16 protein-coding genes and 1 pseudogene are annotated in these 17,849 nt (G+C 62.2%); 4 read left to right on the top strand and 13 right to left on the bottom strand.

What is annotated here, in order from left to right; genetic code table 11:
- Positions 1-7: 7 nt before the first annotated feature.
- A complete protein-coding gene (locus L0U80_RS27085) occupies positions 8-1,357 on the bottom strand; it encodes an efflux RND transporter periplasmic adaptor subunit (RefSeq protein ID WP_373322319.1) in 1,350 nt (449 codons plus the stop codon).
- A 457-nt stretch (positions 1,358-1,814) separates the two neighbouring features.
- Between L0U80_RS27085 and ppk2 the strand changes: the two genes are divergently transcribed.
- Complete coding sequence (gene ppk2, locus L0U80_RS27080; RefSeq protein ID WP_233873889.1) at positions 1,815-2,582, top strand: polyphosphate kinase 2; 768 nt, start codon at positions 1,815-1,817, stop codon at positions 2,580-2,582.
- Between the two features lie 156 nt (positions 2,583-2,738).
- On the top strand, positions 2,739-2,996 hold the full coding sequence (locus L0U80_RS27075) for an RNA recognition motif domain-containing protein (RefSeq protein ID WP_233873886.1): 258 nt from the start codon (positions 2,739-2,741) through the stop codon (positions 2,994-2,996).
- Positions 2,997-3,151: 155 nt separating this feature from the next.
- Here L0U80_RS27075 and L0U80_RS27070 read toward each other — a convergent pair whose 3' ends face one another.
- On the bottom strand, positions 3,152-3,805 hold the full coding sequence (locus L0U80_RS27070; RefSeq protein WP_233873326.1) for a response regulator transcription factor: 654 nt from the start codon (positions 3,803-3,805) through the stop codon (positions 3,152-3,154).
- Positions 3,802-5,301, bottom strand: coding sequence for a PAS domain-containing sensor histidine kinase (locus L0U80_RS27065; protein WP_233873323.1), 1,500 nt, complete (start codon positions 5,299-5,301; stop codon positions 3,802-3,804). Before L0U80_RS27065 ends, L0U80_RS27070 begins: the two co-directional genes overlap by 4 nt.
- A gap of 1,124 nt (positions 5,302-6,425) precedes the next feature.
- On the opposite strand from L0U80_RS27065, the gene L0U80_RS27060 reads away from it, so the two are divergent.
- Entirely contained in the window at positions 6,426-7,949 is a 1,524-nt protein-coding gene (locus L0U80_RS27060; protein ID WP_233873320.1) for a DUF3300 domain-containing protein, read from the top strand.
- A gap of 11 nt (positions 7,950-7,960) precedes the next feature.
- Positions 7,961-8,899: a DUF2950 domain-containing protein gene (locus L0U80_RS27055; RefSeq protein ID WP_233873317.1), complete on the top strand. Its 939-nt coding sequence runs from the start codon at positions 7,961-7,963 to the stop codon at positions 8,897-8,899.
- 39 nt (positions 8,900-8,938) lie between these two features.
- Here the strand turns inward: L0U80_RS27055 and L0U80_RS27050 are convergent, their stop codons facing one another.
- The 10 genes and pseudogenes from L0U80_RS27050 to L0U80_RS27005 all read right to left on the bottom strand — a co-directional run.
- Entirely contained in the window at positions 8,939-10,708 is a 1,770-nt protein-coding gene (locus L0U80_RS27050) for a SulP family inorganic anion transporter (RefSeq protein WP_233873314.1), read from the bottom strand.
- A 207-nt stretch (positions 10,709-10,915) separates the two neighbouring features.
- Complete coding sequence (locus tag L0U80_RS27045; protein ID WP_233873311.1) at positions 10,916-11,503, bottom strand: PqiC family protein; 588 nt, start codon at positions 11,501-11,503, stop codon at positions 10,916-10,918.
- Complete coding sequence (locus L0U80_RS27040) at positions 11,500-13,125, bottom strand: PqiB family protein (RefSeq protein WP_233873309.1); 1,626 nt, start codon at positions 13,123-13,125, stop codon at positions 11,500-11,502. Before L0U80_RS27040 ends, L0U80_RS27045 begins: the two co-directional genes overlap by 4 nt.
- Complete coding sequence (locus tag L0U80_RS27035) at positions 13,118-14,389, bottom strand: paraquat-inducible protein A (RefSeq protein WP_233873305.1); 1,272 nt, start codon at positions 14,387-14,389, stop codon at positions 13,118-13,120. Before L0U80_RS27035 ends, L0U80_RS27040 begins: the two co-directional genes overlap by 8 nt.
- Positions 14,386-14,568: a hypothetical protein gene (locus L0U80_RS27030; RefSeq protein ID WP_233873302.1), complete on the bottom strand. Its 183-nt coding sequence runs from the start codon at positions 14,566-14,568 to the stop codon at positions 14,386-14,388. The genes L0U80_RS27035 and L0U80_RS27030 overlap by 4 nt, the downstream gene beginning before the upstream one ends.
- 14 nt (positions 14,569-14,582) lie before the next feature.
- Positions 14,583-14,969 (bottom strand): response regulator transcription factor, encoded by a 387-nt coding sequence (locus L0U80_RS27025; protein ID WP_233873299.1) that lies wholly within the window; start codon positions 14,967-14,969, stop codon positions 14,583-14,585.
- 132 nt (positions 14,970-15,101) lie between these two features.
- Entirely contained in the window at positions 15,102-15,698 is a 597-nt protein-coding gene (locus L0U80_RS27020; protein WP_233873296.1) for a hypothetical protein, read from the bottom strand.
- Between the two features lie 123 nt (positions 15,699-15,821).
- Positions 15,822-16,409 carry a BPSL1445 family SYLF domain-containing lipoprotein gene (locus L0U80_RS27015; RefSeq protein ID WP_233873293.1) on the bottom strand — a complete coding sequence of 196 codons (588 nt, stop codon included), beginning with the start codon at positions 16,407-16,409 and terminating at the stop codon, positions 15,822-15,824.
- 270 nt (positions 16,410-16,679) lie between these two features.
- Entirely contained in the window at positions 16,680-17,138 is a 459-nt protein-coding gene (locus tag L0U80_RS27010; protein ID WP_233873290.1) for a glycine zipper domain-containing protein, read from the bottom strand.
- Between the two features lie 291 nt (positions 17,139-17,429).
- A pseudogene (locus L0U80_RS27005) lies at positions 17,430-17,675 on the bottom strand (IS3 family transposase); the annotation flags it as partial.
- Between the last annotated feature and the right edge of the window lie 174 nt (positions 17,676-17,849).

The following is a 17,849-nucleotide window of genomic DNA, read 5'->3' as shown; positions in this document are numbered from 1 at the left end:
GCGCCCTTCAGTTGGACGCGGCCGATGCCGCCTCTCCGCCCGCAGGGCGATTCAACGGCGGCGCCGCGGCCGGCCCGGACGCACCAGACTCCTCATTGGCCTGAGCCTGAGGCGTCGCCGGACTCGCTACGATCTTGAGGGGCGTATCGGCCACGACGCGTATCGCGCCATCGACGACAACCCGTTCGCCGTTTTTCAGGCCATCGAGAATGAACCAGTCGTCACCGTGCCATTCGCCCACCTCGACCACTCGCTGACGCGCCTTGCCATCCTTGTCCACGACCCAGACAAAGTGACTTTTCGCACCCTGAAGAACGGCGCGCTGCGGCACGAGTATGGCGTTGGGGCGGATGGCACCCGAGACGCGGGCACGCACGAACTGGCCGGGACGCAGCGAGCCATCCGGATTCTTGAAGACCGCCCGCACGAGAAACGTGCCCGTTTCGGTGTTGAACGCGGGATTGGCGAAGTCTATCGAGCCGCGTCCTTTGTAGATCGAGCCATCGGCAAGCTGGAGCGATACCGAAAACGCATTGTTAGCCGGAAACCGCAACTGCCCCGCTGAAATCTGATCGCGATATCGCAGTTGCTGGTTTTCGGAAATGCTGAAGTTGGCCCACATCGGGTCCAGTTGATAGACATAGGTCAGCAACCCATTCTGCGTCGACGTGACGTAGCTGCCGTCCTGTTGTCGCGCGAAGCTGGACAGTCCGTTCAAAGGCGACTTGATCGTCGTATAGCTGAGATTGAGTTGCGCCGTGTCGACCTCGCCCTGCGCGGCGATCACGGCGGCCCGCGCCTGCTTTTCGTTGCCGACCGCATCGTCGAGGTCCTTCTTGCTCAACGCGTTTTCTGCCGCCAAGGGTTGCACGCGCGCCAGGTTCGCCTTTGCCACTTCGAGGCGCGCCTGCTGCTGGGCCAATTGTCCCTGAGCGGTTCTCAACGCCGCTTCGAAAGGCTTGGGGTCCATCAGGAACATGACCTGGCCTGTCTTGACCAACTGCCCTTCCACATACATGCGCCGATCGAGAAAGCCATCGACCCGAGCGCGTATTTCAACCTCGCGCGAGCTCTCGGTCTGCGCGGTGAACTCGAAATCCACGGGGGTATCGTGCGGCGCCACCGTCGTTATGGTGACCTCTATCGGGGGGGTAGCCGCGACCGGCGCCTTCTTGCTGCAACCGTCGAGCAGGCCAGGAAGCGCAATGGCAAAGGCAATTGAGAGCACGCCTTTCAGGACGGACCCGCATACGGATGCCTGTGCCGTTCGCCATTGCAGCGGCTGCTTCTCATGCATGCACGCGCGCGCCATCATTGCCTCAGGGTGATCTCGTAAGGCCCGCCTTCGACCCGGCATGGACCGGCGAACGCGACAGCTTCCGGTCCAACGCGCGCTGCTTGAAAGGACGGGGCTCCGACTGTTTGAACGTACCCACCGGGTTACGCCTGCTCGCGGCGAAATGGCAGCGCGCAGCAGACCTGTCGCTGATTCGGTAAAGATCAGTATGGCGACGCCCCATGCCGGCAACAATCGGACTTTGGTCCTAGCTGGCGGTCGAGCGGATCCCTCGCCTCACGCACGAGCACTGTGTAAGAAACTGGCTGCGCGGCTCAATAGGACCAAGGTCTTATGGTGCCCTCCTTGACCTGCAGTTCATGCTTTCAGGAATCATCGGCACGGACTTTGATCGCGATGCCTCACCACAGCGCAAGGGTATCTTCCTGGGAGTGAAACCATGTCTGGAACTTCAAATCATGCGAAAGGCCGGGAGGTGAAGACCGAAGCGAAGTCCGAGGAAAAGTCCGAAGCAAAGATGAGCAACAAGGACTATTTGAAGGAGTTGGAGCGGCTTCACGTCGAACTGGTCAAGATGCAGCAATGGGTCGTCAAAAGCGGCGCTAAGATCTGCATCGTATTCGAGGGGCGCGACGGCGCGGGCAAGGGCGGAACGATCAAGGCGCTCACCGAGCGCGTGAGTCCGCGCGTCTTCCGGATCGTTGCACTGCCGGCGCCCACCGAACGCGAAAAAAGCCAGATGTATCTGCAGCGCTATGTTCCCCACTTGCCGGCAGCGGGCGAGGTCGTGATATTCGACCGGAGCTGGTACAACCGCGCGGGTGTCGAACGCGTCATGGGGTTTTGTACCCAGAAGCAGGCGGACGAATTCCTGACGGCTGTACCGTTGGTGGAGAAAGCAATCATCGCGTCGGGCATCATCCTGATCAAGTACTGGCTCGAAGTGAGCCCCGACGAGCAGACCCGCCGTCTCGAAGGCCGCATCCACGACGAGCGCAAGACCTGGAAGCTGTCGCAGATGGATCTCGATTCGTACAGCCGCTGGCACGACTATTCGAGAGCTCGCGACGAGATGTTCGCGAAGACCGACCTCGACTATTCGCCATGGCATGTCGCGCGTTCCAATGACAAGCGGCGTGCACGGCTCAACATCATCACGCACCTGCTCAGCACGGTTCCCTATGAGAGCGTGCCCCGCTCCAAGGTGGTGTTGCCGAAGCGGCAGAAGGCGTCGGGCTACGTGGAGCCGGAATACCCCTATAAATACGTGCCGGAGACTTTCTAGCCGGCCCGCGCCGCAGGACCGGGAGGGCAGACTCGTAACCGCAACGTGGCGTGCCAGGCCGCAGGTGAGAACACGTGGAACGATGCAAAATGACGGTGATGCCGAAATCCGGGCGTTCCGGGTGTGTTCGAGGCGAAGCCAACGCGGAGGACAATGATGGCCGATCTGTGGATTGGAAATGTCGAGGCCGACGTGTCGTCGGAAGAGCTTAACGAGTTCCTCGGCAGATACGGATTTCCGCCGTTCGACGAAATCCAGTACGTACCCGGGACCGGCGAGCGTCCCGCCGTGGTGCTGACCTTCGAGAAGGTCGACGCCGAGGCACTGCGGATGCTCCAGCCGCGAATTCACAATCTTTTCTGGAAAAACCGCACGATCGTCGTCCAGGTCGTGCCGCCGAGACGCGAAGACTGAGCGGTTCGGGTCTGGAAGTGGCACGCACGTATTCCTGAGCGTATAGGCAGTGTTCAGTTGTTCAGGCGCGCAGGCGCGCAGGCGGGAAAAGAAGACCACCTGCGTCGCCCCGCCGGATCACGTTTTACCCGTTCACAAACGTCTGCTCGTGCGACTCACGGATGACGCGCGAGCGTGCGCGCCGGCATCGTAACGGGGGAACTACCCAGCTCGGCTCGTTCGGCGAGACGAACGAGTTCCGCGAGCGATTCGGCCCGCATTTTTTCCATCACGCGTGCCCGATGAATCTTGATCGTCTTCTCCGCCGCGCCTAGCGCATCCGCCACGAGCTTGTTCGGCCGGCCGGCAACAACCAGCGCCATCACTTCTCGCTCGCGCGGCGTCAACTGGTTGACGCGACGCTGGATTTCAGCCTGCTGCGCGCGCTGCTCGAACCATTGCTGCGCGAGCGCCAATGCACGATCCGTCGCTTCGAGCAAAAGTTTTTCGTCCACTGGCTTCAACAGAAAATCCGTCGCGCCGGCCTTCATCGCTTCGATGGCGGTGCCGATTCCTCCGTGACCCGACACGAAGATAATCGGAATGCTGCTGAGCAGCCGCTGCTGCAATGCAATGCCGCTAAGGTCGGGAAGCTTCAGGTCGAGCAGGAGACAGGCAGGCGCACTGGTCAGATCGGCGTGGTCGAGAAACTCGCCAGCACAACCGAACGTCTGAACGGTATAGCCCGCCGAACCGAGCAGGCGACCGAACGCCCTGCGTATCGACTCATCGTCGTCGACGACGAACACAACGGATGTGGGTGTATTCATGGTCGCTCTCGCACGCATGTATTCATGGTCGCCCCCTCCGCAGGAAGCTCGATATGAAATGTCATGCCACGGTCGGCATTGCGCTCGGCCCACAAGCGCCCGCCATGCACCGTGACGATGATACGGCTGATGGACAATCCAAGGCCCATTCCGTCCGGTTTCGACGTCGAGAATGGCTTGAAAAGGATAGCTAACTGATCGTCGCTCATGCCCATACCTCGGTCGCGTACCGCAATGTGTACGCCGCTGACGCCCGCCATCGGGCAGACGTGGACGTAGACCGAGCGGTCGTCGCTGCCGCAGTCCAGCACGGCATCGAATGCATTGATGATCAGATTGACGAGTACCTGTTGCAACTGGACAGCATCGCCATGCAGCAACGGCAACCCTTTATCGATGTGCGAGTTCAGTGACACGTCGCACTCCGTCGCCCTGCGGTGCAGAAGTTGCATAACATCGCACACGAGACGGTTCATGTCGATCGTGCCCATCTCGGTCTGCTCGCGTTTCCCGAACTTCCGCATCTTGCGGACGATGGCGTGCGCGCGAGTGCTATCGGCCACGATCTCGCCGAGCAGCTCGAACAGTTCGCTCTTGTTAAGCGGCTCGATCGCAAGAAACCGCCGCGCGGCCTGAGCATTGCTGAGAATGGCGGTAAGCGGCTGATCGACCTCATGCGCGAGCGCTGCTGCCTTGTCGCCAACATCGGAAACGCGTTCGCGATGAAGACGTGCCGGATTGTCGCTTCGAAATGCGGGCTCTAATGCACTCGCAGCGTCATCGTGAGCGGGTTCGATGACGACCACCGCGTAGCGTGCGTTATCGACTTCAAACGAGACTGAGCGCGTTACCTGCACGTCGTCCTGATCGCCCTCCTTTTTGCGCACGATGGACGCACGCTTCGCGCTGCCTGCGGCGGCGCCCATCACCCAGGACCTGCTGATCGGAGCGGCGACCTCCTTGTCCTGCGACGGATGCACAAGCACATCCACCGGCACCCCGATCATCTCCGCCGTGGCATATCCGAAGAGCAGCGCCGCTCGCGCATTCGCGCCGACTATGCTGCCTTCTGCGTCGACCGCCAACGCAGCGGACGGAACCACGTCGATCATGCTGCGAAGCATTTGCGGCGCAGCGCATTCGACATCGTCCCTCGTGCGTGGCCCCCACGGTACGTTGATGAACGATGCCAGATGAGCAATGTGGCCTTTTACCCCGGCAAGCCGCGGAAGCAGATTCTCTCGGGTGTGTACCGGACCCGTCAGCCGAAAAGGCCGTTTCCGGGTTCCCACGTTCTCGCCATACATGGTGGCCTCCGAACGCGCAATCCAGCCATGGAATTTCGACATCGCTGCAGAGTCAGGCGTCCCTGTTTGAACGCCATGCAGCGCGATGCGAACACCAGGCGAAAATATGCGCGAGATTTCGTTTACCTGCCTGGAGACGGCGACGACATACGTTATGTGCTTACAACCGCGACGAACTACGGCGACCAACGGCGTTATTTAATTGATTGTGCGGCAACGTTGTGGCTCGGGCGTGGCAAATTGAAGTATTGAAATACGTGCTGGGTATGTACAACTGAAACCGTTGTCGCAGCGTAACTCCAATTGAACGTGTGCTCGGCATGTCGAGAAAACACATGTTAATTATCAGGAAAAAATTCTGCTTCCTTTAAAGTGCTATCCGGATTCTAGGTCATTATTTCCCAATCCAGACGTAATACGCGTTACGCATTCATTCGCGTTTTTCGTGTGCAATGTGCATACATCGCGTGGTGGCTTCAGTGCGAGAACGGGTCAAATAATATTTGCAAACTCGTATTCCGAATTTCTGGTGAATCGCACGCGTGCACGGTGCACATTGCCTCGGTGAAAATTAGACTGCGCGATTGGCTAGCAAACATGCGTCATCGCTAAAGCATGGGGCTTTTCCCGTCACGGTGACGAAGCCGGCACACCGCTGGCCGCCGCCTTGTGCTGCCCTGAATGGCCGGATGAATGTTTATTCGCCCTCGCCTTCTGCTCCGCCTTGCGTTGTACGTCCTGCATATGTTTCATGCCCGGCGAACCCGTTTGCCCATGAGCCGGCACAATGCCGATCGATGAAACGGCCAGCATCGTCAGGAATAGCCGTCGCCACGCGCGAGACAGGATCATGAATTTCACCTCAATCGATGGGTGCCTCAACGCGCGTGCTTCGTAGACTTCCGTTAGTTTACGTGATCACTACAACATTTTAAACGCACGTAAACGCGCGCTATATGCAGCCCGCTTCAAAAGAAAGCAACTGGATGGGATTCGAAAAGCAATGGTAGGTCATCATCTGAAATGAGACGCCACCCTGTGCAATTCTTACGCGCAGGCGTGATTCATTCGCTACACACTGGCACGAATAGTCAATAGGACTCTGGTCCGATTGCTCCCGCGGTACGTGACTGCAAATATTGGGCGATAGCCTTCCTCGCTGCCTCACTTCGCGCGACGAAGGTCTGTGACCACCGCTGACCCCGGCATGCCTGCGATGGCCTGCTCGTGAGACATCGCGCTGGTTGCCGTCGGCTGCGTCATGTCGTAATCCGCACATCGGCTGGATCGGCGGGGCAATGGGAGGAGTGGCCATGACCAGGTACACTGAACGAATCTCCGGCGCGTTCCGACTGCTGTTGCTGGTGTTGTTGAGCGCGATGTCATGTGCGGCGTTCGCGCAAGACCAGGCCCAAGCCCCGGCACAGGCCCAGGCGCAGCCCGCGCCCTACAAACCCGAGGAGATCGAGGCGCTCGTCGCGCCGATCGCGCTCTACCCCGACTCGGTGCTCGCACAGGTCCTGATGGCTTCGACCTATCCGCTGGAGATCGTCCAGGCCGCGCGCTGGGTCAAGGCACACCCGGACGCCAAGGGCGATGACGCGATCAAGGCCGTGCAGGACCAGACGTGGGACACCAGCGTGAAATCCCTGGTCGCCTTCCCGCAGATTCTGGAGCCGATGAGCGACAAAATCGACTGGACGCAGAAACTCGGTGACGCCTTCCTTGCCCAGGAAAAAGACGTGCTCGCCGCTGTGCAGCGGCTGCGAGGCCGCGCACAGCAGGCCGGGAACCTGAAGTCGAATGAGCAGCAACAGGTGGTCGTCGAGCAGCCCCAACAACAAGGCGGGCAGACCGTCGTGCGCATCGAGCCCACCAATCCCCAGGTGATTTACGTACCCGCATACAACCCAACGGTGGTTTATGGCGCATGGAGCTACCCGGCCTATCCGCCGACCTATTGGCCCCCGCCTCCTGCGTACTACCCTGGCGCCGCGTTGGCGACGGGCTTCGCATGGGGCGTCGGACTCGCAGCGGCGGGCGCGATATTCGGCAACTGCAACTGGGGCGGCGGCGATGTGAACATCAACGTCAACAAGGCCAGGAACGTCAATCGTAATTTCGACAGCACCAAAGTCCAGGGCGGCAAGTGGCAGCACGACCCTGGCCATCGCCAGGGCGTCGCGTACCGCGACAACGCCACACGCCAGCAGTTTGCGCGTGACGTGCCAGGCGGCGGTGCGCGTAACGACTTTCGCGGCCGTACGGGCGGTGCAGGCGGTCCGGGAGGCGCAGGTGGTCCGGGCGGCGTGGGCGGTGCAGGCAGACCAGGTGGCGTTGGCGGCGCAGGCGGCGTGGGTGGTGCAGGTAGACCGGGCGGCGTAGGCGGCGCGGGTGGTGTCGGTAACGCGGGTAGGCCGGGAGGCGCAGGCGGTGCGGGCGGCGTGGGCGGAGCTGGCGGGCCTGGTGGCCCAGGCGGCGTGGGCGGTGCAGGCAGACCGGGTGGCGCAGGCGGCGCGGGTGGAGTCGGCAACGCCGGCAGACCGGGTGGCGCAGGCGGTGCGGGTGGAGTCGGCAACGCGGGCAGACCGGGAGGCGTCGGCGGAGCGGGCGGCGTAGGTGGACCAGGAGGTGCCGGCGGACCGGGCGGACGTGGCGGCTACGCTGGCGGAGGCCGCGACAGCGCCTTCCAGGGCGTCGGCAATGGCGGCGGCATGCAACGCGATGTCAGCCGTGGCAACGCGAGCCTGCAGTCCTCGGGTTTCAATCGCGGCGGTGGTGGCGGCGGTGGCGGCATGCGCGCCGGCGGTGGTGGTGGCCGTGGTGGCAGACGCTAGGGAGAACTTCCATGAAAGGACTATCGCGGATTCGCCCTGCCACCAGCCTTGCGATCACGGCGGCGTTGACGGTGGCGCTCACAATCGCTCCCGCTCAGCCGTTCGCCGCCACGGCACAGGCCTCGTTCGCCTCGCCCGAAGCGGCAATGAACGCGTTCGGCGAGGCGGTCGCCGGCAACAATGAAGCGAAACTGAAGAAACTGTTTGGCGGCGACTTCCGGAAACTTTTGCCGCCAGTTGGCGCGCAACTCAGAGAGGTGTTCCTGGCCAAGTGGCAGGAATCGCATGGGATCCAGGCCGCGGGCGCGGACGGCGCTCATATCACAGTTGGCAACGACGGCTGGACCTTCCCTGTTCCACTCGTCAAGAACGCCGAAGGCTGGCATTTCGACATGGCGGCAGGCGCCCAGGAAATGCGGGTACGGCGCATCGGCCGCAACGAACTCGCGGTCATCCAGACAATGCTCGCGGTCTACGACGCGCAGCGTGAGTACGCATCGTCCTACCACGACGGCAGCACGATGTACGTCTACGCGCGCCGCCTCGCCAGTACACCTGGCAAGCACGACGGACTTTACTGGCCGACGGCAGAGAACGAAGACCCGAGCCCGCTCGGTGAGGCGTTCGTCAACGCAGTCAAGCGTAGCGAACCGACCAAAGGCTACTACGGCTACCGCTACAAGCTGCTGACCTCGCAAGGGCCGCACGCCCAGGGCGGTGCATACGACTACCTGGTTCGCGACAAGTTGTTCGGCGGTTTCGCCGTCGTTGCGTGGCCGGTCCAATATGGCGACACCGGCATCAAGAGCTTCATCGTGAGCCACGCAGGCCAGGTATATGAGCGCGACCTCGGGCCCGATAGCGCAGCCAAAGCTCAGGCGATGAAGTCATTCGATCCCGGTCCTGGCTGGGTGCAGGTGCAAGACACGAAGGTGCAAGACGCACAGTAGTGGCATGCACAGCGCCGCCTTCGCTTCATGATCCTCAAGTCAGGGGCGGGCCTCGCCAGCCTGGCCCGCTTGCGGATCGCTGTCCACTTTGCCGAGATAGTCATCCACCGCGCTGCCCACGGTCGGATGAAACCGCTCGCCGCCGATCAGCGGCGTCAGTTCGAAACGCTTGAGCTTGTCGCGGACGGGGTCCTTCATCTCGGCGAAATGCAGCGCGATGCCGCGGTCTTCCAGCACTCGAACAAGCTCACGCAACATGTCGGCGGACGTGACGTCCACACTGGTCACGGGTTCCGCGGCCACCACGATTCTGCGTACAGGCGTGGGAGATTCGTCGACCGCTTCCAGCAGGCGCTCCTGAAATAACTCAGCGTTGGCGAAAAACAGCGGTGCGTCCCAGCGAAACAGCAGAAGCCCCGGAATCCTCGCAGCGTGCGGATAGCGCTCGATGTCGTGATATCCGCGCAGATCTTCCACACGACCGAGAATGGCGTAATGAGGCCGCCAGCCATCCCACAGGAATTCGATAACGGCGATGACCACCGCGATGCCAATGCCGGGAATCGCACCGAAGACCGCGACACCGGCGAAGCACACCATCGAAAGCCAGAACTCCCATTGCTGGATGCGATAAATCCGCTTGAGGTCGGTGATTTCGAACAGACCGATAGCGGCCGCGATGACCACGGCTGCGAGCGCGCTGTTGGGCAGATATCGCATCAGATTCGGTGCGACGAGCAACAGTGCCGCGACGGCCAGCGCGCCCACGACGCCCGTCATTTGCGTTTGCGCGCCCGCAGCTTCTGCGACCGGCGTTCGCGAGGAACTGCTGCTGATCGGGAACCCGTGAAAGAACCCTGCCGCCAGATTGGCCGCACCGAGGCCCACCATCTCCTGGTTGGGATCGACCCGCGTATGGAAACGGGCCGCGAAGGTGCGCGACAGCACGCTGGTGTCCGCGAACGATATCAACGCGACCGCGCATCCGCCGAGGACGATCTTGACCAGATCGGCATCGCTTGCCCAGGGTACGGCAAAGGACGGCAGCCCCTGGGGAATCTTGCCGAGCACTTTGACACCGTAGCCGTCGAGATGGAACACGCTGACGCACAGAGTTGCGAACACAACGGCAATCAGAATGCCCGGTACCTTTTCGAAGCGCTTGAGGAACAGGATTAGCACGAGGGTTCCCGCGCCGACCGCAACGCTGTACCAGTTGGTTTTCCCATCGGCGATAGCCATGCCCAGGTTCAGCAGGTCCCTCGCCGGACCCGCTTTTTCAATGGAAATGGCGAACAGCTTGGGCAACTGGCTGATCAGAACGGCGATGGCAATGCCGTTCATGTAGCCATATCGAATGGGCTTCGAGAGCAATTCGGTCACGAACCCGAGGCGCAGCAATCCCATGAGGATGCAGAACGCGCCGGAAACGATGGCCATCATGCTGGCAACGGCGATCGCGCGCGCGGGATCGCTGCCGGCAGTCGAAATGACGACGGCCAGAATCGGCGCAGCGAGGGCTGAGTCCGGTCCGAGGACCAGAATCCGGCTGGGCCCGAACACGGCATAGGCCAGCAGCGGAATGATGGTCGCGTAGAGGCCGTAGACACCTGGCACGCCGGACGCCTCGGCGTAGGCGATGCCCACTGGCACCAGCATGGTGGTCAAGACGAGCCCGGCGGCCACATCTTTCGATAACCAGCTGAGGCGGTACTCCCGCAGTGTGATGAGGCCTGGCAGCCAACGCAACCAACCGTGCATTCTGTTTGCGGGACGCCTGCCGGGGAGATCGGACTTGTCAGGTTGCATGAGCGGAATGAATAGCGCCGGGAGACACCCGGGCGGGTGACTGGACCAGGTAGAGGTTAATTTCCAGAATAGTTCAGGTTTCCGAAATAAAACAGGTAGTGAACCCGATCCGAACTTGTTGCCCTGGCAATGGGCTGCTGCATGAGCGGATCAGTATTTCCCTTCGCGGACCGTCAATTTCCGCGAAAACCGGTCCTGCACACCTCTTCAATGTGTCTGACCGGCGCGAATGGCCGCGGCGATGTCCGTGCTGATCACGCCAAGCGCGCGTTCATGAGCCGCCACCAGCGCGGCGTAGTCCTTGCCTTCAACCGGCTCGCGGGCCACGGTTTTCCCCAGCACTGTGGCGCCACTGTCCGGTGGGCGCACGGCCCATTGCGCGTCGATCGTCACGGCGTCTCCAGGCACACTGTCGATACTCATGATGTCCACTCGCACACGCCACTCCGGTGGAGCGCCTGCGCCCAGATCGTACAACGACACGCGCGCTGTGTTGAGGCGCTGCGCAAGGTCGGCGGCGATCACGCGGGCAATGTCCGCCTTCAGCGGCTCCGCCCAGCGCGCGAACTCGTTCAGCTCGATCCTGTTGTCGGCGGTGCGCGTGACGATCTGCGGACGGTCGACGACGTCGGGTATGGTAACGGGACTCACAACGACGCTCATGGTCGCGGGCACGGGCGAATCGGCATGCTGCGCATCGCCATGCATCACGTAATACGTCGCCACAGGCGAGCGACAGCCTGCGATGGCGACGAGCCCGATCACGCAGGCGGCGAGCACGGTTGCGCGGGTCATTGTCCCTCTCCTGGCTTGCCGCGCACCACCGCCTCCGGATGCCGCTCCAGATAGTCCGTGAGGTTGCGCACCGATGCAGCAGTGCGGGCCAGTTCGCGCATGGCATCGCTTGTGTTTTGTTGCAGTTGCGTCTCGGGCTGCAAGGCGGAATTCGCCGAATTGAGCGCCGAACGCGCCGACGACAACGTACCTTGCACCTCAGGCACCACGTCCGTGCCGAACTTCGAAATAACGCTGTTCGTACTCTGCAGCGTTTGTTGCGCCTGCGAGCCGATCTGCTGGAACGGAATGCTGTTGAGCTTCGCGAGAAGGCGTGTCAGCGAGTCCTGCAGCGACTGGAGCGTGCGCGGGGCTGCCGGCAGTTCCGGCGGCGATTTCGACCAGTCGATAGTCGCCTTCGGCGCGTCCGGGAAAATATCGAAAGCGATATACAGTTGCCCAGTGAGCGGGTTGCCCGAGCGCAACTGGAACCGGAAGCCGCTGGCGATCAGGAAGTCGCCAAGTTGATGCGGCGAGTTCGAAAGGCGTCCCCCCGCCTGCGCACCGTCGTTCTGAAAGCGGGAGGTGAAGCGCTCCGGATACAGGTTGATCTCGACCGGAATGCTGAACTGACGCTTCACCGGATCGAAGCGCGTAAAGATGCGCGTCACCTCGCCGACCTGGACACCGCGGAAATCGACCGGCGCGCCGACGCTCAGCCCGCGCACCGAATCATAGAAGTTCACGATGTAGGTATCGACGATGTGGTAATTCACCTTCATCGCCTCCGCGCGCGTGGCGTACAGGTCGAACGGCGTGTTATCGGCGACCTCGGACATATTGCGGTCGATCTCCGGCGTCTCGAACGCTATTCCGCCGATAAGCAGCGAGACGAACGATTGCGTATTGATCTGCACGCCGTCCGGGCTGAGCGACACGTCCAGCCCGCTCGCATGCCAGAAGCGCGTGTCGTTGCGCACGAAGCGATCGTATGGCGCGTTCACGAACACATGCAACGTCACGCCCCGCCCGTTCGGATCAAGCTCATACGAGGAAACCTGCCCGACCTCAAGACGACGGAAGAACACCGGAGAACCGACGTCGAGCGACCCCATGTTTGAGCTCTTGAGCACGAATTCGCGGCCAGGTATGTCGCTCGGAAACACCGGCGGCACTTCGAGGCCTACAAAATCGTGGCGACCCTTTGTCGAATTGCCCGCGTCCATGCCGACGTAAGAGCCCGAAAGCAGCGTGCCGAGGCCCGACACCGTCCCGCCGGAGATGCGTGGACGCACGACCCAGAAGCGCGTGTTATCGACGAGCATGTTCGCCGCGTCCTTCACGAGTTCTCCGGTGGCGATCACACGCTTGTGATCGGGTGACAGCGTGACCGACTTCACGATGCCGATGTCGACGTCCTTGAACTTGATCTTCGTCTTGCCGGCCTCGAGCCCTTCGCCGGTGCGAAAACTGATCGTGATGGTCGGCCCCTCTTCGAGAATCGCCTTCACGGCGAGCCAGCCGCCAATCAACAGCGCGACGATCGGCACCAGCCATACAATCTGCATGCGCCAGCGCGAACCCGCGACCGGCTTCGCTTGCGGCAGATCGGGCAACGCGTCGCCAGGGCCGGGATCAGGCATGCTCGACCTCCACAGGATCCCAGATGAGGCGCGGGTCGAACGCGTTTGCGGCGAACATCGTCAGGACCACGACAGCCCCGAAGGCGATTGCCGCGGGCCCCGCCTTGATCATCGCGAGCGCGTTGAATTGCACCAGCGCGACCAGCATCGTGACGACATAGATGTCAAGCATCGACCAGCGGCCAATCAGCTCGACCCCCCGGTAAATTCGCGCGCGTTCGGTGGGCAGCCACGTCGAGGCGCGCTGTGCCGACCACGCCAGATACGCAAGACTGAGAATCTTCAACATCGGCACCGCAATACTCGCGATGAACACCACTACGGCGAGCGGCCATGAACCGGACACCCACAGGTACACCACGCCGCTCAGGATGGTGTCTTTTTGCGTCCCGAATAGCGAACTCGTGTCCATCACTGGCAACACGTTCGCCGGGATGTAAAGCACCACCGACGCCACGAGAAACGCCCACGTGCGCGACAGGCTCGCGGGCTTGCGCAGATGCAGCGGGGTCTCGCAGCGCGGGCACGCCACCGCGTATCCTTGCGACGGCATACGCACGAGGAGTTCGCAGCAAGGGCACAACGCGATGCCGCACGCGGCACCCGTGAGCCCGCGAAGTGGTGCCGCGTGCGGGCCAGCGTGCGGCGCCGCCGAGGAAGAAACGGGCGCGATGCGATGCCAGAGAGCGGGCACGTCAAGCGCCGCGCCGGTGGCTACGAGCACGACCATCAGCGCACCAAAAGACCACAGCGCAACGCCGGTCACGACCGTTGCGATGTGGGCGAGCTTGACGAGCGCGACCAGCAGCCCGAGGATCAGCACTTCGGTCATTCCCCACGACCGCGCGATGCCCATCAGGCGAAAGACGATGTTCGCGCTCCACGGCTTGCGCCTGAACTCGAGCGGCACGAGCAGCCACAGCAACGCCACGATCTGGGTCGCGGGCATCACGATCGTCGTGATGAACACCAGGCCCGCGATCGGCCACATGCCATCGCGGTACAGTACCTTGACCGCGCCCCATAGCGTCGCTTCGACGATATTGCCGTTGACCGCAAGGCCCACGATCGGATAGATGTTGGAGATGACGAAGAGCACGAGCGCACCCGACGCCAGTGCCAGCGAACGTCGCCCGCTATCGGTATGATCGCGTTCGAGTTCGGCGCCGCAACGCCAGCAGCGCAGCACGCCGCCATGCGGACAGGGCATGCGCCGTTGCAGCAGATCGCAGTCGTGACATAGAAGCAGACCGGCATCATTCATCTGGAATGCTCCCGTGCCGGCGGGCCGGCGTACGGCCCGGCATCGCGCCGCTCGCAGGTTCCGCGATCGGCCGCGTCGATATCCGCGACCCGCGCCTCGAATTCCAGCACCCGGCAAGGCACGATCGCCCGCCTCTCCAGCAGAACGGCGCGCGGCGGTTGAGCGGGAGGCGATTTCATGTCGGCATACCGGCTCAAGCGTCAGGGTCCCCGTCGAGCACGGAGCGTACGGCGTCGATGAGGTCCAGTTCGTCGAACGGCTTGCACAGGTACGCCAGCGCGCCCCCTGCACGGGCCTGCTCGCGTACGCGCGGTTCGTCGTGAGCCGTAATGATGATGACCGGCAGACCGGAGCCTGAAAGGCGCTGTTGCACGTCGAGGCCGGTCAACCCCGGCATCTGGAAATCGAGGATCACGCACGCCGGCTCGTACGGAGGCGTCGCATGCAACGCCTTCAGAAAGGCCTCGCCGCTCGCGAAAGCAACGGCATCGATGCCTGCGGACTTCAATAAACGGCGGATCGCACGCCCAACGGATTCTTCGTCGTCCACGATCGCCACAGATTGCCTCGAAGCGCTCATTTGATCCACCAGGCCGAAAAGCCGGTCCGGGCATTGGTCGTTCCCGAGCCATCAACGCCTGGCGATCCGCGGCTACAGGTATGGACGCTGCTGCGCATGCGCAAACAAAGCACGCAGGCGCCCCACACGTGGTTACTTCGTGTGAGCTGCCTTGACAGAGATGGCCAGCGCTTCCGTGTACACAGCCTCGACCTGATCGCCCGTCTTGATGTTCGCCAACTGCGCGGGATCATCGACGACCAGGTCAACCGTGTTGCCCTCGGGCCCCTTGAGCGTGACTGTCTTCGTCTTCTCGTTGACGGCCACGACGTCCGCCACGACCCGTACCTCACGCCCAACCGTCCCGCCGGGCTTCGCTCCCTTTGGCGCGCGTTCCATCGACGGCGTCTCCGAGAGCGAAGTCGCTTCACCTCCGCCCTTCTTCAGGCTCATCGTGAGGGACTCGCGATACGTTGCTGTGACCTTGTCGCCAACCCGGATCTGATCGAAATTGCGGGCCTCGTCGCCGACCTGAATTTCAAACGTCTGGCCGTCTTCACGCTTGAGCCTGACCGTGCGCGTTGCCGGATCGACGCTCAGCACCTCCGCCGTCACCTTGTGGACGCCCGAGGCGGCGACTTTACCCGGCGCTCTCGCTATAGCCGCGTTCGTTTGCGCCTGAGCCTGTGCGCATGCAAGCTGCGCGATGCCTACGATCACCGTGGCTGCGAGCAGTTTTAGCTTCGGCATTGATCTCTCCGTCTGAACTAGGGGCGGCGCGCGCCGGAGCGCTATACGCCGCTACACGCAACACGCGGCGACGCATGCCTCGATCGATACACGCCACTGCGTCGAGTACAGCACACTGGCGTTTTACAGATCCAGCTTCGTGACCTTGGTGCCCGACAGCGACGCGTCCGCCATCAACCCCGTGTTGGTCATCACGATCGCCGACACCGGTGCCGTCGCGGTTCGCGTGTCGATCATGCCGTTCGCGCCCACTTTCACGAGCGAAACCTGCACATCGCCGCCGACCGACCAGCCCGCCGAATTGCGGAAGTTGGCGAGCGCATCCTCGGTCATGAACAGGAAAATGATCGCCGTCGACTGCGCGCCCGCCTGGAATCCGAATGACGCCGCCGCCGTACTGTAGTAGCCGACGGTCTGACCGCCAACGCGCAACGATCCTTGCCCATACGCGCCGCCGACAATGAACGCAGCCTTGACGACGGAAGGGAACACCAGCACGCCGCGCGCCTTGGAAACCAGCTCCTGCGAACCGGGCACCGTCGCGTACAACCTCGACATCACGCCGTCCACGGCGGCGTCGATCTCCTGGCGCTTCGATGCGGAAGTTTGTTCGCTCGCGCCACTGCTCGTTGTCGTGCTGCAACCCGAAATGGCCCAGCTCACCGCAGCGGGCAACACAGCAGCCCTAAGCACAAAAGTCCTTCGCTTCATTATCGTCCTCCGATTGGCTTCAAAGGCCACCCGCAACGTGTGCGCCGGTTACCGGATCGGCTGGTGACGCCGCCCATACGGTGATTGCATGATGTCAAATGCAAACGAAAGCTTCTATCGGACCTTGGTCCTAGTTGCCTCCGGTTGTTGCCGCTTGCTTGTGCTTTCTGCCGGTCGGCGAACTGCACGGCACGAACTCGCCCGCCTCCGCTACAAGCGCGGAGTAAACGACGCTTCGTCTACGTCGCTCGACGGCTCAATGGCGCGCGCTTACTTGATCGTGTAGCCACGCCCTTCCATGCATGCGGCGTAGGCGCGATTGAAGGTGTCCATTGCGCCTTGCGTCTGGGCTTGCGCGTTCGCTTCCTGGTTGCGTCGATTCTGACGTGCACGCGCGCCGCCGACCATCGTCCCGGCTACCGCGCCGACGGCCGCGCCCTTGCCTGCATCGCCCCCGATTGCGCCGATGACCGCGCCACCCGCCGCGCCACGCGCAGCACCGCCGACCCGCTCACCACCGCCGACAGCAGGACCGGAAGGCGGAGGCGCTGTCGACACCTGGGTCGGATCGATTCCGGTATTGCTCTTGGCCCATGCGTAACACGAGCCCTCATCCTTCTGCTGTTGTTGAGCGCTCTGGCCCTTCGCCGGATAGACGATCGGCCCAGCGCTCACCAGGCTCGCAGGCAACAGTCCCGCGACAACCAGTACACGGATGTGGCGTTTCATAGACTTGCCCACACTGCCTCCTCGGCATAATGCCAGGTAGAACGAATCGTGATCGGTCGGGGTAATGGGCGCTTGCGGCATCGCCCGCCCGCGCGTACCCACGTGTCTCGCCGCGACGGTTCTCGGTACGCGAGACACCAGCCCGATCCTTAGCGTATGGCCGCCTCGCCGGGCGGGGCAATCGGACCAAAGTCTTACTTGTTGATTACCGCGACTGTGGAAAGCATTGACCCGAATCTACGCGCTTCGCGCTGTGCCCCTGGATATTCCGCCGTACTTCCGGGCACAACCTCACACTGCGGTTGACGATTCGGCCGTGCGCGGAAAAACGCGCGGCGAGCGGTATGTTTTCGGTGCACGGTGTTAGTGCCGTTTGTTGTAGTGTGCTAATGCAATGGCCAGATTGCGAACGTCAGTTGCTGCGTCACGTGTCGGCATGAAGGCGACGCAAGTACCCTTCATTATCTTCATGAAGCTTTCGGCCGCTGTATTGCTCTGTGGGGTGAGTACGGGCGTCGTGAGCGGCGTCAGATCGATGACACGCTATCCGTCTAGATTCGCAGGCCCGGCTTCGATCCGCGACCTGGCTCGTTCAAGGGCCTGCTCCGCCAGAGAATTTAATTCGTTGGTATCTTAATCGTACGCTAACGTACCGGATCACGGCAAAACCTGGAGGCGTGAACAACGATGCGTAGACGTAATCCTGCGCTG

The sequence above is a fragment of the Paraburkholderia adhaesiva genome (assembly GCF_021390575.1).
Lineage (GTDB): Bacteria > Pseudomonadota > Gammaproteobacteria > Burkholderiales > Burkholderiaceae > Paraburkholderia > Paraburkholderia adhaesiva.
The sequence above is the reverse complement of the archived record's forward strand: the minus strand, read 5'-3'. Positions and strand labels throughout refer to the sequence as shown.

Coding starts and splice junctions, on each gene's coding strand:
- L0U80_RS27085 (WP_373322319.1), bottom strand. CDS start 1,357: ATGCCGGGTCGAAGGCGGGCCTTACGAGATCACCCTGAGGCAATGATG.
- ppk2 (WP_233873889.1), top strand. CDS start 1,815: ATGAGCAACAAGGACTATTTGAAGGAGTTGGAGCGGCTTCACGTCGAA.
- L0U80_RS27075 (WP_233873886.1), top strand. CDS start 2,739: ATGGCCGATCTGTGGATTGGAAATGTCGAGGCCGACGTGTCGTCGGAA.
- L0U80_RS27070 (WP_233873326.1), bottom strand. CDS start 3,805: ATGAATACACCCACATCCGTTGTGTTCGTCGTCGACGACGATGAGTCG.
- L0U80_RS27060 (WP_233873320.1), top strand. CDS start 6,426: ATGACCAGGTACACTGAACGAATCTCCGGCGCGTTCCGACTGCTGTTG.
- L0U80_RS27055 (WP_233873317.1), top strand. CDS start 7,961: ATGAAAGGACTATCGCGGATTCGCCCTGCCACCAGCCTTGCGATCACG.
- L0U80_RS27050 (WP_233873314.1), bottom strand. CDS start 10,708: ATGCAACCTGACAAGTCCGATCTCCCCGGCAGGCGTCCCGCAAACAGA.
- L0U80_RS27045 (WP_233873311.1), bottom strand. CDS start 11,503: ATGACCCGCGCAACCGTGCTCGCCGCCTGCGTGATCGGGCTCGTCGCC.
- L0U80_RS27040 (WP_233873309.1), bottom strand. CDS start 13,125: ATGCCTGATCCCGGCCCTGGCGACGCGTTGCCCGATCTGCCGCAAGCG.
- L0U80_RS27035 (WP_233873305.1), bottom strand. CDS start 14,389: ATGAATGATGCCGGTCTGCTTCTATGTCACGACTGCGATCTGCTGCAA.
- L0U80_RS27030 (WP_233873302.1), bottom strand. CDS start 14,568: ATGAAATCGCCTCCCGCTCAACCGCCGCGCGCCGTTCTGCTGGAGAGG.
- L0U80_RS27025 (WP_233873299.1), bottom strand. CDS start 14,969: ATGAGCGCTTCGAGGCAATCTGTGGCGATCGTGGACGACGAAGAATCC.
- L0U80_RS27020 (WP_233873296.1), bottom strand. CDS start 15,698: ATGCCGAAGCTAAAACTGCTCGCAGCCACGGTGATCGTAGGCATCGCG.
- L0U80_RS27015 (WP_233873293.1), bottom strand. CDS start 16,409: ATGAAGCGAAGGACTTTTGTGCTTAGGGCTGCTGTGTTGCCCGCTGCG.
- L0U80_RS27010 (WP_233873290.1), bottom strand. CDS start 17,138: ATGAAACGCCACATCCGTGTACTGGTTGTCGCGGGACTGTTGCCTGCG.